Annotated in this window: 17 protein-coding genes; 8 read left to right on the top strand and 9 right to left on the bottom strand. The window is 62.4% G+C overall.

The features are described 5' to 3' along the window. Nucleotides 1–3 precede the first annotated feature (3 nt). The 4 genes from U1A24_RS05675 to U1A24_RS05660 all read right to left on the bottom strand — a co-directional run bounded on the left by U1A24_RS05675 (nucleotide 4) and on the right by U1A24_RS05660 (nucleotide 4,471). Nucleotides 4–963, bottom strand: a complete 960-nt coding sequence (locus U1A24_RS05675) for a DUF2927 domain-containing protein (RefSeq protein WP_322321003.1) — start codon at nucleotides 961–963, stop codon at nucleotides 4–6. Between the two features lie 26 nt (nucleotides 964–989). Then, a complete protein-coding gene (locus U1A24_RS05670) occupies nucleotides 990–2,174 on the bottom strand; it encodes a toxic anion resistance protein (RefSeq protein WP_322321002.1) in 1,185 nt (394 codons plus the stop codon). 44 nt (nucleotides 2,175–2,218) lie between these two features. After that, nucleotides 2,219–3,091, bottom strand: a complete 873-nt coding sequence (locus U1A24_RS05665) for a 5-bromo-4-chloroindolyl phosphate hydrolysis family protein (RefSeq protein ID WP_322321001.1) — start codon at nucleotides 3,089–3,091, stop codon at nucleotides 2,219–2,221. Between the two features lie 186 nt (nucleotides 3,092–3,277). Then, complete coding sequence (locus U1A24_RS05660; RefSeq protein ID WP_322321000.1) at nucleotides 3,278–4,471, bottom strand: pseudouridine synthase; 1,194 nt, start codon at nucleotides 4,469–4,471, stop codon at nucleotides 3,278–3,280. Nucleotides 4,472–4,584: 113 nt separating this feature from the next. On the opposite strand from U1A24_RS05660, the gene U1A24_RS05655 reads away from it, so the two are divergent. Beyond that, nucleotides 4,585–5,013 (top strand): nucleoside deaminase, encoded by a 429-nt coding sequence (locus tag U1A24_RS05655; protein ID WP_322321047.1) that lies wholly within the window; start codon nucleotides 4,585–4,587, stop codon nucleotides 5,011–5,013. Nucleotides 5,014–5,469: 456 nt separating this feature from the next. Then, complete coding sequence (locus U1A24_RS05650; RefSeq protein WP_322320999.1) at nucleotides 5,470–5,688, top strand: hypothetical protein; 219 nt, start codon at nucleotides 5,470–5,472, stop codon at nucleotides 5,686–5,688. 9 nt (nucleotides 5,689–5,697) lie between these two features. Here the strand turns inward: U1A24_RS05650 and U1A24_RS05645 are convergent, their stop codons facing one another. Next, nucleotides 5,698–6,300 carry a flavin reductase family protein gene (locus U1A24_RS05645; protein WP_322320998.1) on the bottom strand — a complete coding sequence of 201 codons (603 nt, stop codon included), beginning with the start codon at nucleotides 6,298–6,300 and terminating at the stop codon, nucleotides 5,698–5,700. Nucleotides 6,301–6,377: 77 nt separating this feature from the next. Here U1A24_RS05645 and U1A24_RS05640 point away from each other — a divergent pair, with 77 nt between their 5' ends. From U1A24_RS05640 to U1A24_RS05630, 3 genes are read left to right on the top strand one after another with little or no spacing between them, the layout of a single operon-like run. Beyond that, nucleotides 6,378–6,902: an N-acetyltransferase gene (locus U1A24_RS05640; protein WP_322320997.1), complete on the top strand. Its 525-nt coding sequence runs from the start codon at nucleotides 6,378–6,380 to the stop codon at nucleotides 6,900–6,902. A gap of 44 nt (nucleotides 6,903–6,946) precedes the next feature. Then, nucleotides 6,947–7,705, top strand: a complete 759-nt coding sequence (locus tag U1A24_RS05635) for an EcsC family protein (protein ID WP_322320996.1) — start codon at nucleotides 6,947–6,949, stop codon at nucleotides 7,703–7,705. A gap of 16 nt (nucleotides 7,706–7,721) precedes the next feature. Further along, a complete protein-coding gene (locus U1A24_RS05630) occupies nucleotides 7,722–8,111 on the top strand; it encodes a GFA family protein (RefSeq protein WP_322320995.1) in 390 nt (129 codons plus the stop codon). Between the two features lie 234 nt (nucleotides 8,112–8,345). Here the strand turns inward: U1A24_RS05630 and U1A24_RS05625 are convergent, their stop codons facing one another. Both U1A24_RS05625 and ptsP read right to left on the bottom strand, forming a co-directional pair. Further along, nucleotides 8,346–8,783 carry a T6SS immunity protein Tdi1 domain-containing protein gene (locus tag U1A24_RS05625; protein ID WP_322320994.1) on the bottom strand — a complete coding sequence of 146 codons (438 nt, stop codon included), beginning with the start codon at nucleotides 8,781–8,783 and terminating at the stop codon, nucleotides 8,346–8,348. Nucleotides 8,784–8,879: 96 nt separating this feature from the next. Continuing rightward, on the bottom strand, nucleotides 8,880–11,129 hold the full coding sequence (gene ptsP, locus U1A24_RS05620) for a phosphoenolpyruvate--protein phosphotransferase (protein ID WP_322320993.1): 2,250 nt from the start codon (nucleotides 11,127–11,129) through the stop codon (nucleotides 8,880–8,882). 250 nt (nucleotides 11,130–11,379) lie between these two features. Between ptsP and U1A24_RS05615 the strand changes: the two genes are divergently transcribed. From U1A24_RS05615 to U1A24_RS05605, 3 genes are all read left to right on the top strand, one after another. Next, nucleotides 11,380–11,730 (top strand): hypothetical protein, encoded by a 351-nt coding sequence (locus tag U1A24_RS05615; RefSeq protein ID WP_322320992.1) that lies wholly within the window; start codon nucleotides 11,380–11,382, stop codon nucleotides 11,728–11,730. 61 nt (nucleotides 11,731–11,791) lie between these two features. Beyond that, entirely contained in the window at nucleotides 11,792–12,475 is a 684-nt protein-coding gene (locus U1A24_RS05610) for a L,D-transpeptidase (RefSeq protein ID WP_322320991.1), read from the top strand. 417 nt (nucleotides 12,476–12,892) lie between these two features. Next, the gene (locus U1A24_RS05605) at nucleotides 12,893–13,264 is read left to right on the top strand and encodes a DoxX family protein (protein WP_322320990.1); all 372 of its coding nucleotides are present in this window, start codon (nucleotides 12,893–12,895) and stop codon (nucleotides 13,262–13,264) included. A gap of 46 nt (nucleotides 13,265–13,310) precedes the next feature. Here U1A24_RS05605 and blaOXA read toward each other — a convergent pair whose 3' ends face one another. Both blaOXA and U1A24_RS05595 read right to left on the bottom strand, forming a co-directional pair. Beyond that, complete coding sequence (blaOXA, locus tag U1A24_RS05600) at nucleotides 13,311–14,087, bottom strand: class D beta-lactamase (RefSeq protein ID WP_416136300.1); 777 nt, start codon at nucleotides 14,085–14,087, stop codon at nucleotides 13,311–13,313. Between the two features lie 209 nt (nucleotides 14,088–14,296). Continuing rightward, entirely contained in the window at nucleotides 14,297–15,553 is a 1,257-nt protein-coding gene (locus U1A24_RS05595; RefSeq protein ID WP_322321046.1) for an aspartate kinase, read from the bottom strand. Nucleotides 15,554–15,915: the final 362 nt, after the last annotated feature.

The following is a 15,915-nucleotide window of genomic DNA, read 5'->3' as shown; positions in this document are numbered from 1 at the left end:
GACTTACTCCTCATTGCCCGCAAGGGCGTAGCTGTCCCCGCCCATCAGACGGCGGCTGAGCGTTTCCACGATGGGCCGCACTTCGGCTTCCGACATGCCGGGTCGCAGCGCGGGATTATACAACATGCGCAACATCATCTCGTCTTGCGTGGTCAGCAGGGCGAATTCTTCATCATCGTTGAAGATCGAGGGCCGGGCTTTCGGGCTGTCATTCGGCAGACCCAGGGCTTGCGCGATCTCTTCATGGATACATGACAAACGCAGCAAATCGGGATGCTCGGCCCTGATCACCGCAAACGCGCCATTGTAGACCCCAGAACCCCCCGACGACTGCGCATAGACGATGCAATAGGTCGAGCGCGGCATCGCCGTGACCCCGTTGATATCATTTGCCGTGAGCCCCGGCATAGCGGCTTGAAGCACGGGCCCCAGGGCCTGCCGCTCATCTTCCGAGACAATGTAGACCCAGAAATTCGGGCGGTTGTCGTCCAGCCGGATCGGATGCCCGGTCAAACCTTGCAGCCGTTGCAAGAACGACCCCACCCGCGCGGTATCCGTTGCCCGCGTGTTCGCCGCAACCGAGGCTCCAAACCGCAGGCCAACCCGCACCGGCGCCTGCCAGCGCCGCAAGTGGCTGACCGTCTGCCGCTGCACCGTGCCGCCCGTCGTGCGGTCATATTCGTCGTAAAGCGCCACGCGCAGGAAATTATCCGCCAGCATCCGGTCGGTATAGGGTGTGTCCGTGCCTCCGCCATCGGTGCGCAACAGACCTTGGCCCAGCAAGCCGCGTTGCACTTCGGCATAATACGCCCGCGCCGCCGCACTGGCGGGCGTTTCGGGCGCAGCCACGGGCTCGGGCATCGCCACCCCGATCGGGCGATGCGCGGGCTTCACCCCCGGCGGCGGAGCTTCAGCGCAGCCCAACAGCGTCAGCACGGCCACAAGGCCGGACCAACGATTCAATGAGAAGGGCAGCGCCTGCACCATGATCAGACGGCGCCGCCGATGTTTGCGCCCGAGCCGGTGTTGCGGGCCTTGGCCGAAGCCAACGTGTCGCGCAGCTCGCCTTCCATCTTCACCAGTTCGATCTCTGCCGCAGCCCGCCGCGCCTTGCCCTCGTCGGCAATCGCCAGACTTTCCTCGATGGTCGCCACAAGGGTCGCATTGGCGTTCTGCACCGCCTCAATATCAAACACCCCACGCTCCATCTCGGTCCGCACGATCTTGTTGGCTTCTTGCAGATTGTTGGCGTTGGCGGTCAGCAGATCATTGGTCAGATCATTGGCATCTCTGATCGCTTCTGCCGCTTCCTTGCTGCGCTGGATCGTCACTGCCTGCGCCAGTTGGGTTTCCCACAAAGGCACGGTGTTCATCAGGGTGGAGTTGATCTTGCCGACCAGCGACTTGTCGTTTTCCTGCACCAGTCGGATCGAAGGCAGCGATTGCATCGTCACCTGACGCGTCAGTTTCAGATCATAGACCCGCCGTTCCAGATCATCCCGCGCCGCACGCAGATCGCGCAACTCCTGCGCCCGGATCATCTGATCTGCTTCCGCTGCCGCCTTCACCGCCGCTTCCCGCGCCGGAATATCATTGGCGTCCAGCTCTTTCAGCTTCGCCTCACCCGCCGCGATATAGAGGCCGAGTTCGTTGTAGAAGGTCAGCGTCTTGCCATAGAGAATATCCAGGCTCTTGATATCCTTCAGCAAAGCCGTCTCATGCACCAACAGGTTCTGCGTCACCTTGTCGATCTGGCCCTGCACTTCTTCATAACGCGCGACAAATTCTGCCAAGGGCGCGGCATGACCGGTCAACCATTCCCACCAGCTTTGCTTGCGATTCACATCCAGTTCTTCACCGGAAAAGCCGCGAATGGTGGTAACAATCTCGCGCAGGGAATCCCCCGCAGGCCCGACATCCTTATTCTTCACGCCTTGCAGCATTTCCTGCGAAATCACCTGCAATTCCGCCTGAGCACCTGACCCAAACGAGATGATCGACTGCGTGTTGGTCATGTCCAACTCGGCCATCCGCTTGCGAATATCTTCGGCAACCGGGGCAGGGGCCGCCTCCAGCGCCACGATCTCACGGCCCGGTTCGGGCAGGATCACAGCGGTGACTTTTTCAACTTCGGCCAGCGAGGTGGCAGCGGCAGCGCGGATATCTTCGGTCATGGCTCTCACTCGTTCAAAGCGCCGTGGCGCGGATTGCAGAAAAATCAGGTTTCCAGTTTCAGGCGGTCGCGTAACACCTGAATTTCAACGTCCAGATCGGTGTGGCTACCCTGTAGCAGGCTTTCGGTGCGGCTGGCGAAGGTGGTTTCCAACTCGCCAAGCAGGGTCTCATAATCCGCGCGGATTTTCGGATCGCGGGCTTGTGCATAGGCATCGGCGAACTTCACCGTCGCATCGCGCGCGCCCATCAGATACACCGACAGATACTTCCGCGCCGCCGTCAAATCCCCCGGATCGCTTTCAACCGAGCGGAACAGCCCGCGCGCAATCCCGGAAAACTTCGCCACCCGTGCCTCAAGCGCGCCGTCCTTGGCGCGCAGGATCGCATCCTTCATCCCCGCCAGCAGCGCCTCGGCCTCATCCACCGCTTTCGCCACCCGCTCAACCTGAAAGCTGTCGACGCCCTCCATGCCCTTGTCGCGCATCGGGTCGAAGCCAAACGCGCCAACGTGCAGGATCATCCCGGCCAGCCCCAGCAAAATCGCATAAATCATCGGCTGCGCCACCAAGGCCCCCACACACAGGCCGACGCCCATCAGCACCGCGCCAAACGCCTTGCGCGGTATCGCCGGACGCCGCGCCACCTTGCGCGCGTCATAAGCGTCGTTCGCAATCACGCCCTGCTGGGTCAGCCACGCCGACAACAGCAAAATCCCGCAAGCCGCCAAGCCCATGATCAGCGCGCGCGGTTCGCCCTTGAACGCCAAAGCCGCAAACAAAAACGGCGGCAGAAACAGCGCCCGTGTCCGCCCAGCCGCCTTGGACCGCACGGGGTTCCCCGGCGCAGCCGCAACCCCCGGCCCAGCCTCGTTGCGCGAATTGCCCGGAGAATACTTGCCGCCGAACCGCTCTGCCATCACCGCGCTCCCATCATTGCGCCCCGCTGATGGCAACATAGACCATCAGCGCCAGCAACAGCATAAACGCGCCCGATTCCAAACCCTTGGCAGACATCACGCCTCCATCCCGCACATCGGGAACCCCTAGACTATAGGCACAGCCGTCCCATCCTGCCAGAGGGCACAAACGGGGAATTATAGCGGCTATGCACCGCGCTTTGGCCGCCCCCCCGCAGGCTTCGGTCCCGTGGGCGCCCCCCGCGTCGGGCTCGCCCGCTTCACCACAGGCTTGGCGGGCCGCAAAGCCCCACCCTCGGCCTTCTTCACCGCAGTCCCGAAGGTGCGCGGCTTGCCAGTCTCAGTCTCGGCCTTCTTCGCCGCCGTGCCAAAGCTGCGCGGCTTGACAGCCTCACCCCAAGCCTCGGACAACTGCTTCAGCCCTTCGCCCGATTTCAACCGCCGCCCCGAACTCGCGCCTTCTGCCTTGCCGGTCGTCGTCCGGGACGCAGGCCGCGGCGCGCGGGTCCGCTTCGGCGCATCCTCATCCACCGTCGCCCCTTGGCCCAGCTGATCGCGCAGCACCTTGCCTTTAACTTCCTCAACCTCACCCGGCTGCAAATCGTTCAGGCGGAACGGCCCGTAACTCACCCGGATCAAACGGTTCACCGTCAGGTTGATCGCTGCCATCGCGCGGCGAATTTCGCGGTTCTTGCCCTCGCGCAGCCCCACCGTCAGCCAGGCATTCGCACCCTGAATCCGGTCGATCACCACGATCATCGGCTGAAACCGCTCACCCTCCACCACGATGCCCTTGCGCAACGGCTCCAGATCCGGGTCCACCGGATTGCCATTCACCCGCACGCGATATTTCCGCAGCCAGCCGGTCGAGGGCAGTTCCAACCGCCGCTTCAACGCGCCGTCATTGGTCAAAAGCAACAAGCCTTCCGAGTTCAGATCCAGCCGCCCCACCGACATCACCCGCGGTAATTCGGCGGGCAGATTGTCAAACACTGTCTCGCGGCCCTTCTCGTCGGACTCGGACGTGACCAGCCCCTCAGGCTTGTAATACAGCCACAACCGCGCCTGCTCGGGTTCGCCAACCACCACGCCGCGCACGACGATCTTGTCCTTCGAGGTCACATTCAACGCAGGCGAGGTGATCACCTTGCCATTGACCGAAACCTCACCCAACTCGATCATCCGCTCGGCTTCCCGCCGCGAAGCGACACCAGCCCGAGACAAAACCTTGGCAATCCGGTCGCCCTCCGGCGTCCCCGCCGCAGGCTTGGCGGCCACCGCAGACTTCCGCTCCACCGCCTTACCCTCAGCCCTTGGCCCCTCAACCTTGGGGCCAGCGATTTTCGGGGCAGATTTCGGGGGATTTGTATTCTCGGCCATAGTCTCATATCCTTCAACGGGCTCAGCGCGCGGCATGCGGGCGATGCGGCTAAAGTATTCTCTCAACCGCCAAGGGGCAAGCGCCAAGGGGTAATCGGGTGTTCAAAACCTTCATGGACGCCGCCTTGGACCAAGCCCGCATGGCAGCCCAACGCGGCGAAGTCCCCATCGGGGCCGTCGTCGTCAAAGACGGCCAAATCATCGCCGCCGCCGGAAACCGCACCCGCGAACTCAACGACCCCACCGCCCATGCCGAAGTTCTCGCCATTCGCGCAGCCTGCCGCCTCGCAAATTCCGAGCGTCTCCCCGGCTATGACCTCTACGTCACCTTGGAACCCTGCCCAATCTGCGCAGGCACCATCTCTGCCGCCCGCATTGCCCGCCTTTACTACGGCGCGGCGGACCCCAAATCCGGCGGCACGATCCACGGCGCGCGCGTGTTCAGCCATCCGCAATGCCACCACATCCCCGAAATCTACGACGGCATCGGTGCCGCCGAATCTGAGGCCCTGCTGAAAACCTTCTTCGCGAGAAAACGCTAACTATCTAAAAACTATATAAAATTTCTTTCATACTGGCTTAAATATTCCACGGGGGTCCGGGGTTTGAGACCCCCGGTGGCTGGCCAAACTCGCTCCCTGTGACGCCAAGGCCACAACCGCCCGCTCATATCACGCCCGCGTGATCATCGCGTTTTGAAATCCCACCCATCCGTGCCATAAGCCGCGCACCACGCACAGCTAAGGGAGGCGTCACATGTTGAATTTCACGAACACCGCCGCCGCATCAGCTGCTGCTTGGCGATGCGCTGGCGGATCATTCTATCGCGGCTAACGCCGGATACCCCTGACTCCCCCGCGCTTCAGGCCAAGGCCTGACCCCAGCCCCACCCTAGACGGCCCAATCTGGCTCGGCGTCTCGATGCCGTGCACGTTCGGGCCCCAAATCTGACCTCAAATATAGGACCAGACCGTGCAGACGGCTGGTGATGTGCCGAAATGAATGCCACCCCGAACACCGGGCGCATAGCCCTGCTGCCCACCTTGCAAGAGTTGATCGACCAGCATGGCCCGTGGCCGACGCTGCTTGCGCTGCTGAAAGCCTTGCGGCAACGGCCAGCCAAGCCTCCGCCAGCCACCATGCTGTCGGACCACCTGCGGCGCGACATCGGCCTGCCCGATCTGCCGCCCGCCCGCCCGCTCACGCTGCCGCGCTAAGCCGCAGCGTTACGCCTCGGTGCGCCCCACTTCATCGGGGCGCACCAGTTCAAACGGCGCTGTCACCACCGCGTAATCCATATAGCCCAACCGCGCCGCAGGCCGTACCAAGGCCAGATCAAACCGGCCATCCCGCAGATATTCCTCGCGGATATGCACTCCCACAACCTCACCCACCGCCATCCAGTTCTCTCCGGCCAGTTGCAGCAGATGTACCAAACGGCACTCCAACGTCGCCGGAGCCAGCGCCACCCGCGGGCAGTCAATGGTCACACATTCGGCTTTCTCGACCCCCGCCAGCGCAAACTCATCCACCCCGCGCGCGACAGTTTCCGAACTGGCGTTCATCTGAGCCATCATGCTTTCCGCCACCACATTCACCGCAAACACCCCGCTGTCGCGCAGATTGCTGATCGAATCCTTCAAGCCACCCGCGAACATCACCTGCATCGGCGCATCATTCACCGCGTTGAAAAACGAATAGGGCGCAAGGTTGTCGCCCAAAGGCCCGCGCGTTGAAATCCAGCCGATCGGGCGCGGTGCCACAATCGCCTTGAACGGATTGTGCGGCAGCCCGCCATTTCGCGGCCCCACTTTCGGCTCATAAAACATCAACTTCCCCTTCAGGTTTGATCCTGCCCCAAACGCATGTTACCCGCGTTTCCAGATGATTCTGGAAGGGCCTGCCGGTGTATCAGCTTGAAGAAGAAGTCGAGGATGATTGGTGGGAAGTCGAGGCGCTTTATGATCTGTGCTTTTCCCCCGGCCGCACCGCTTTGTCTTCCTACCGCCTGCGCGATGGCGTCCCCACCGTCGCTGCCCTCTGCCTGACCCTGCGCGATGAAGACGGCACTTTGGCCGCCGCCATCCGCTATTGGCCCGCTGAAATTGACGAAGGTAATGGGGAAGACGGCGAGGATGTGCTGCTCTTGGGCCCCATCGCCGTCCACCCCACCCGGCAAAGCGAGGGCCTCGGCGGTCTTCTGATTAACGAAAGTCTGGTTGAGGCCCGCCGTTTGGGGTGGGAGCGGGTGCTGCTGGTCGGCGACGCCCCCTATTACTCGCGCTTCGGTTTCAAAAAGCTGGAAGGCGTGGTGATGCCGCCGCCCACCAACCCCGACCGCGTGCTGGGGTTAGAGCTGAAAAAGGGCGCATGGGTCGGCATCAAAGGCCATGTCATCAAGGCCAGTGGGGCGACCTTGCCGCAAGCCTGAACACCGCTCTTGCCGAAGGCGGTCAAACGCCCCACATTACCGCTATGACCCAACTTCCCGCCCTGCGCGCGCCCTCGGCGCAACCCGAAATCGCCGAACTCGCGCGCGCCTACAAGCGCGCCAACGGGCCGTTGATCACGCTGGTCAACAAGCTTGGCGGCGGGCTTGAAAAGCAGATGGAGATCATCCCAAGCGCCCTGCGCAGCCAGATCGAACAGGTGGTGATCCGCGCGCTGACCGCCGCACACGGGTTTGCCGGCCTCGCCGATCAAGGCCCGAAGATGGGCGGGCGGGCCAGCACCTTCGCCGCGATGGCGACCGGAGCCGCAGGCGGGGCAGGCGGCTTGCTGACCTCGATCGCCGAACTTCCCGTCACCATCACCCTGATCCTGCACAGCATTCGGGCCGAGGCGATCCGCGCCGGATTTGATCCCACCGAACCCGGCATCCGCGCCGCCTGTCTTGAGGTCTTCGCCGCAGGCACCCCCTTGCAAGACGACGATGGCGTCAACGCCGCATTCCTGTCCGCGCGGATGACCCTGACCGGCCCCGCCATCCAGAAGCTGATCGCCACCGTCGCCCCGCGCCTTGCCGCCACAATGGGCCAAAAACTCGCCGCGCAAGCCGTGCCGGTGCTGGGGGCGATTTCTGGTGCCGCCCTGAACGCGGCTTTCCTGAATTACTACCGCGAAATGGCCCGCATCCGCTTTGCGCTGATGCGTCTGGCAGAAACCCAGGGCGGCGAAGCCGTGGTCGCGGCTTTCGCCAAAGCCATCGAGCCGCCGAAGATCACCAAAGCCTGACGTCACGGAGACCGACATGGACATATTTCCCGGCGGCTGCCTTTGCGGCCAGTTGCGCATCACCGCCACAGGCCAACCCTACCGCGTCGGCCTGTGCCACTGCCTCGATTGCCGCAAACACCACGGCGCGGTGTTCCACGCCTCGGCCATCTTCCCCGAGACCGCCGTGACGATCACCGGAGAATCCCGCGCCTACAAGAACCGCAACTTCTGCCCCACCTGCGGCTCTCCGGTATTCGCCCGCAGCGGCGATGAGGTTGAAGTCTACCTTGGCACGCTGGACGCCCCGAACCAATTCACCCCCACCTACGAACTCTGGACCGACCGCCGCGAGGCATGGCTGCCAGAATTCCCGCTGAAACATTACGAGCTGGATCGGCTAAGCATTGGGCGCACCGAAACCTAAGCCGCACCCATTCAGACAAAGCCTCCGCCCGGAATTAAGGCGCTTTAGCGCCGCCGAGCAGCGCCTGACCGCCCCCTCGGGCGGGCGCTTTTGCGCGGTCCCGCCTAGAACATCTGTGGGATTGGCTGAACCATAAACCGCCTAGAACAACGGATGCCGCGCCCACCCGGCGGTCAGGCGCTGCCCTGTGGTGCGCGGTGCAATCATTGAATTGCGCCCTCGGGATTTTAAGATTCAGTCACTGATCCGTAACTCAATTTGCGCTCCATCTGGCAAGTCCTTTACGGCTAGGGCCATGTTACCCGAAAGATCAATCAGTTCTCTCAAACGAACAGTCTGAATGTTTGTGGCTTCATACTGCCCACCAAGCGCACTCGGAATTACGAGGTAGTAAACGCAACCCGCTGCCACGGTGCCGAGCTTTCGTCGAGCCAATTCGACAAGCTCAGACATCTCCCAATCCAGCTTAAAACATTCACTTTGAATGAGTTGGGAGAATTCGCCAGCATCCTTTGCTACAACTTCGCACGTCAGTTCTTCGGGACATATCCGCCAAAAAGACCCATCTTCGTGCTCCATGAGCAAATTCCCGAATTCATTTTTCCCGACAATTTTAATGGCCTTCAGACCAGTCCAACCCCAATGCTCATTTATTTCGCTCAGCAAATCCATTGACCCACTCAAACTGTTTGTTGGGTGCAAATACTCATTAAGCTGCCACCTTGTTCAATGCCTATCACCCGCAAGCCCGACGCTCCGTAAAGCCCCTCACTCCCCCACACTCTCCAAATACGCCATCAGCGCGGGCCGCACAGTCTCGGCCCCGTCACTCCGCGCGCGGTCAATCACCGCCCGCGCCTCGGCCAGATCCACCCGCCGCAGCAACGCCTTCACCGGGCCAATCGACGCCGGACGCATCGACAAATTCCGCAGCCCAATCGCCGCGAACGCCACCGCCTCGACAGGCCGCCCCGCATCCTCGCCGCAGAACGACAGCTTGGTCCCCGCCGCCGCACAGCGCGCCACGATAAACTGCAAAAACGTCAGGAACGATGCGTTCAGCGAGTCATAGCGTTTGCGCACTCGTTCATTCTCGCGGTCCGCCGCGAAGAAAAACTGTTTCAGATCATTGCCACCGATCGAGATGAAATCCGCCATCTCAAAGAACGCATCCGGTGCATAGGCCAGACTTGGCGTCTCCAGCATGGCACCCACTTCCAGCGCGGCGGGCACAGCATGGCCCAAAGATTTCTCACGGTGCAATTCACGCAGCACATGCGCGCGGGCCTCGACGAACTCGGCATGTTCCGACACGAACGGAAACATCACCGCCAGCGGCCGTCCCGCCGTCGCCCGGATCAGCGCCTGCAATTGCATGCGCAGCACACCCGGCTTATCCAACCCCACCCGGATCGCCCGCCAGCCCATCGCCGGATTGGGTTCATCCTGCGGTTTCATATAGGGCAGCACCTTGTCGGACCCGATATCCAGCGTGCGAAACACCACTGGCAGCCCCTTGGCCGCCTCCAACACCCGCGCGTAAAGCGCCGCCAACTCATCGCGCCGGGGCATGTAATTGCGCACCAGAAATTGCAATTCAGTGCGGAACAACCCGACGCCTTCGGCTCCAGACCCCACCAGCGACGGCAAATCCGCCATCAGCCCCGCGTTCATATGCAGCGCAATCGTCACGCCATCTTTCGTCGTCGCGGGCAGGTCGCGCAGAGAGGCATAGCGCTCTTGCGCCTTGGCCTGCATCGCCATCGTGCCCCGGAACGACCGCGCCACGGCGTCTTCAGGCCGCAAATGCACAAGGCCCTGATCGCCATCGACCAGGATCGGATCGCCGTTCAGCGCCTCATTGGTGATGCGCTCGGCATGGATCACCATCGGGATCATCAGCGCCCGCGCCACAATCGCCGCGTGGCTGCCAACCGAGCCTTCCTCCAGCACAACGCCCTTCAGCTTGCGGCCATATTCCAGCAGTTCCGCAGGCCCGATGTTGCGCGCGATCAGCACCGGGTTTTCCGGCATTTCCGCCCCGGTATCCTTGCCTTGCCCGGTCAGGATGCGCAGCAAGCGGTTCGAGAGGTCATCCAGATCCTGCAACCGCTCGCGCAGATAGGCATCCGGCACCTGACTTAAGCGTGACCGCGCCGCCGATTGCTCTTTCTCCACCGCCGCTTCGGCAGACAGACCCGAGGAAATATCCTCCTCCATCCGGCGCAACCAGCCGCGCGAATGCGCAAACATCCGGTAGGCTTCCAGCACGGCTTTCTGATCTTTGTCCAAACTTTCCGCCGCCAGCAGATCATCCACCGACACCCGCAGCACGCCCACAGCCTCGCGGATGCGGTCAATCTCGGTCAACGGATCATCGGCCACCGGATTGGTGACAACCACGCGCGGTTCGTGCAGCCAGACCCGGCCCTCGGACGCGCCCTCCTGCCCGCTGGCGCCGCGAAACAGCACCGGCTGTTTGTGCAACGCCCCCATGCCGCCGCCGCCCTCGCCCGAGAACGCCCCCAGCTCGGTCATCTCGGCCAGCACCATGGCGACGACTTCCAGCGCGTAGATCTCATCTTCCGAATAGGCCCGCGCCAGCTTGGATTGCACCACCAGCACGCCCAGCTTTTCGCCGACCCGCTGAATCGGCACACCAAGGAAGGCGGAATACAGCTCTTCCCCGGTTTCCGGCATAAAGCGAAAACCTTTTTCAGACGGCGCATCAGCGGTGTTCACCGGCAGCCCGGTCCGCGCCACGCGGCCAACCAGACCCTCGCCCAGCTTCATCCGCGTCTTGTGCACGGCCGCCTTGCGCAGACCTTCGGTCGCGCACAGCTCCAGCGTTTCGGGGTCGCGAAACAGATAGATCGAGCACACTTCGGTGCCGATGCTGTCCGCGATCAGATGCGTGATCTGGTCAAGCCGATCCTGCCCCTTCGCCTTGGTGCTGAGCACGTCGCGCAGGCGGCGGAGAAGTTTTCGGCTGTCACTGTCGCTGCGCTCTGCTGGCATACTGTCAATCCGATCAAACCTAATCCGCCCTCTATAGGCGAGTTGTGCAACAAAAGGGAGTGGTCAAACCGCCGCCATGCTGCAGTTTCTCCGCTCTTGCGCAAAATCCGCCCGAAGCTGCGGCCACCGCAGCAAAATTGCGCGCAATGGCAGCGGTTTCACGGCCATGTGACAACAGGTGATCGCTGCAGGCGGCTCTGCGCCGACCCCGGCCCTCGACACCCCAGCGCGCGCATGGCAGGTAAGGCGCATGTCTAAGCTGACCCGCCTTTTTCTGCTGCTGATTGTGTTGGCGCTGCTGCCTTTGGGCAGTTTTGCGGCCAAGTTTGGCACCGCCCCGCACGCCCGCGTTGTGATCAGCGCGCAGCTTGACGATGCCGCCGTGGCCCCCGCGCCGACCAGCAAAACCTTCGCCGCGACCCTCAAACGCTGCAAAGGTCCGGCCTTGCCCGGATCGCCCTGCAACCCGGCGCTGGCGCTCTGGCCTGCTGAGACCACGCTCGCCTTCAGCGGCCCCGCCAGCATTTTGCGCCCAGCCTCCTGGCCGCCAAAGATCGGGCATCGCCCGCCGCTGCCGCTCGGTCCGCCCCGGCTTGGCTGAACGCCACCGCCGCTGAATGCGGCCCCGTTAAGCCCGCCTTTTTTGCCGATAAGGAAATCCCATGTTGACCAGACGCGCCTTTATGGCTGCGGCTTCTGCCGCTTCGCTTTCCGCCTGCGCCGCCAAACCGCCAGAAGCGGTGGTGCCCCCACCGCCGCCGCCAATGCCCGCCCGCTACGGCGCAATCCTGACCGAACCCCATCCGGTTCCCGCCGTGCCCGCTGGCGTGGTCGATGAGAAACTCTGGCGGCAAGAGGTCGAGAACCCGTTCCCCGCCGAGGCCCCTGGCACCATCATCGTCGATCCCGATGCCGCCTACCTGCACCTTGTCACCGAGTCGGGGCGTGCTTTGCGCTACGGTGTCAGCGTCGGCGCTGCGGGTTATGGTTGGAACGGGACCGCGCGCATGCAGTTCCGCCGCAAATGGCCGATCTGGAAAGCCCCGGACTCGATGATCGAACGCCGCCCGGAACTCGCGCCCTATTCCGTCGCCAACGGCGGCATGCCGCCCGGCCCCGGCAACCCCTTGGGCGCGCGCGCGCTTTATCTGTTCCAGAACGGACAGGACACGCTCTACCGCATCCACGGTGCCTGCGAGCCGAAATACCTTGGCAAATCGGTATCTTCGGGCTGCATTCGTATGCTTGATCAAGACGCGATCGACCTGCACGACCGGGTGCAGGACGGTTGCAAGGTTGTGGTGCTGGCCTCGCTGGGACAATCGACCTTTGAAGTGCCATATTAAGCCGCGCAAACACAAAGGGCAGCCCAACGGCTGCCCCGATCCGTTCCCTTGATCTGTAGATCTGGCGCGCTGGCATGGCGTGACCGATGCGACGTAGCGCACAAGGTCTTGCGAGAGCTGGCTTGCTTCAAAGGGGGAGTGTTGAGAGCGGGCTTGCAAATTGCTGGCTGGCTGTCTTGAAACTCAGATAGTGAATCCGTGCCGCTGACACAAGTCATTTTCACAAAAAATCATGTAAAAACAAATAGTTGACAGATTTTGTCGGATGTATTCTGCCAAGGGTTTTCGTCGGGAAATGTGATCCGCTGCGGTGGCAGCCCTCACCAAGCCTTGAAAAATGCTGCAATCTTAGGTGCTTAAAGCAGCTCTGATCGCGCCACACTTGCCGAACTCGCCGCATCCTGTAATCCTTGGGCGATGAACGACGCCCTCAACCTTGCAGGCCGCCTCCTGATCGCTTTGCTGTTCCTTGGCGGTGCAGCGCAAAAACTCGGCGATCCCACCCCGGTCTCCGAGATGATCGCCTCCATCGGCCTGCCCATTTGGCTGGTCTGGCCCATCGCGGCCTTCAACCTGATCGCCGCCCTCGGTCTGATCTTCGGCCCCAACGTCCGCGCTTGGGCGCTGATCCTCGCGGCCTATTGCCTCTTCACCAGCTACTTCCACTACCAGCTACGCGCCGACCCGTGGCAGATCACCATCATGGTGAAAAACTGGTCCATCGCAGGCGGCTTGCTGATCCTCGCCGCGCAAGGGCCGGGGCGCTATGCGTGGCGGGGCGGGGGCTAAAGCGGTTTGCGTTTTGTCTGATGCAACATCAACGCAAATCGCTCTGCTAGCGCCCGATCTCTGCCATCAGTCCAGGCCACTCCACCAGCAAGGCCTCCCGCGTCAGATTGCCCGGCGAGCCCTCGCTGCGCTCCCGCGCCTGCGTCAGCCGCACGAACACCAGCCGCTCACGGTCGCGCTCTGCCCAGCCGACAAACCAGCCCCAGCCGCGCGCATAGTCAAAACTGCGATCCGCACGGCGCGGATAGGCGGTTCCGGTCTTGCCGCACACCGCCCAGCCTTCGACCTTCGCGCACTCCACGATCTCCCGCGCCTGCGCCATCGCGGCAGGGCTGGCAGGCAAACCGTCCGTCACCAAAGCGCGCAGAAAAGCCGCCTGCTCACGCGGAGAAATCAGCAAGGAAGACGCGATCCACGCCCGCTCCAGCCCGTTTTCCTGCCCCGCATCGCCTGAGAAATCCGCATTGCCATAGCCAAAGCCTTGCGCATACCGCGTCAACACCTCGGCCCCCAAAGCCCGCGTGATCCGCTGCGAATACCACACCACCGAATAGCGCATCCAATCGGTTGGATCGGTGTCGCGCATCCATTTCGCCCCGCCCCACTTCGGGTCGCCTTGCTGATAGGCCAGCACGGGCTGCGTCGCATCCAGCAGAAACCCCGCGTCATACCCCATCACCGCCAGCGCAATCTTGAAGGTCGAGGCAGGTGTGATCCGCGTTTCGCAATCGCCCGCCTCGCGTGAAGTCGCACCGCTATCAGCCGTGACAATCAGCGTGCAAACCATCTCAGGCGCGGCCGCAGCCACAGAAGGCACCGCCATCAGCAGGCCCAAACCCAGCCTAATCCCGGCCAAGACACTCCGCAAACCCACCGCTTTCACCATCGCTGCAATCCTTACCTAACCCTTAACGCCAAAGATCAACCAATTGATAACAAACAAAACATAATCCGGTCCCAACGCGGGACCACATAGAAAAACGCCGGGCAGCCAAGCCACCCGGCGTCAAATCCTCAGCCCGAAAGAAGCCCTCAGACCTTCTCAAGCTCAAAAGCATCATGCAGCGCCTGCACCGCCAGCTCCATATATTTTCGGTCGATCAGAACCGAGATCTTGATCTCAGAGGTCGCGATCACCTTGATATTGACGTTCTCTTTCGACAACGCCTTGAACATCGTCGCAGCCACCCCGGCATGAGACCGCATCCCGATCCCCACCACGGAAATCTTGGCAACATCACTGTCCACCACGATGCCATCGTAAGTGATCGTCCCGGCAGCCACCGCATCCTCCATCGCCTTCTGGGCGCGGGCCACCTGATTGGTCGGGCAAGAGAACGTCATATCGGTGGTCGCGCCCTTGACGCTGCCGACCTCAACTTCCGAGATGTTCTGCACGATCATATCGACGTTGACGCCCGCCTCGGCCAGCGGCCCAAAGATCGCCGCCGCGATGCCGGGTCGATCCTCGACCCGCACCAGCGTCACCTTGGCTTCATCGCGCGAATAGGCCACGCCAGACACTACTTTCGATTCCATGATCTCATCCTCGTCGCAGACCAGCGTTCCAGAGTTCTCATCGGTATCCTCAAACGAGGACAACACCCGCAGCCGCACCTTATACCGCATCGCCAACTCGACCGAGCGGGTTTGCAGCACCTTCGCGCCCAAGGATGCGAGCTCCAGCATCTCTTCAAACGCGATCTTGTCCAGCTTGCGGGCTTTGTTGGTGATGCGCGGGTCAGTCGTATAGACCCCGTCCACATCCGTATAAATATCGCACCGCTCCGCCCCGAACGCCGCCGCAAAGGCCACGGCGGTGGTATCAGATCCACCACGGCCCAAGGTGGTCACGCGGCCTTCTGCCGACACGCCCTGAAAGCCTGCCACGACAGCAACCTTGAAGCCCTCGGCAAATTTCGCGTCGATATTCTCGCGCGGGATCGAGATAAACCGCGCCGAGCTGTGCGCCGAGGTGGTGTTGATCGGCACCTGCCAACCCTGCCACGATCGTGCCGCCACGCCCATTTCCTGCAACCGCAGCGCCATCAGCCCCGCTGTCACATTCTCACCGCTCGACACCACCGCATCATATTCGCGGGCGTCATACAGCTTTGAGGTGCCCTCGACATAGGCCACCATCTTGTTGGTCTCGCCCGACATCGCCGAGACGATGACGATCACGTCGTGGCCGCGCATCACCTCGCGCCGGACCTTTTCGGCGGCATTCCTGATGCGGTCGAGATCGGCCACCGAGGTGCCGCCGAATTTCATCACCAGCCGGGACAGGGCGCGAGCTCCGCTTCAGAGGGAAGGCTGCGCCTAATAGCGACGAGTCCGCCTTGGGGCAATGTCTGCCTCCTCAAGGTGGGAAACCGCCGCCATGCGGCAAGATGGCGCCCGCCGGCCTGGGATGTGGGCAGCTTTGCATCCCCATGGTTGCGTCGCGGGACATGGGGGTGGAAAAGAGCGCGCATGACCGCTGTAGCCGCTGCCTCGCCCACGTCTTCCGTCGACCCGGAAGAAGTCGAGCGCTTCTCCCGCATCGCCGCCGAATGGTGGGACCCGAAGGGCAAGTTCGCGCCGCTTCACAAGTTCAATCCGGTGCGCCTGTCCTTCATCCGCAATGAGGCCTTGGCGCGCTTCCAGCG

It is taken from the genome of Cypionkella sp. (assembly GCF_034376685.1).
Lineage (GTDB): Bacteria > Pseudomonadota > Alphaproteobacteria > Rhodobacterales > Rhodobacteraceae > Cypionkella.
The sequence above is the reverse complement of the archived record's forward strand: the minus strand, read 5'-3'. Positions and strand labels throughout refer to the sequence as shown.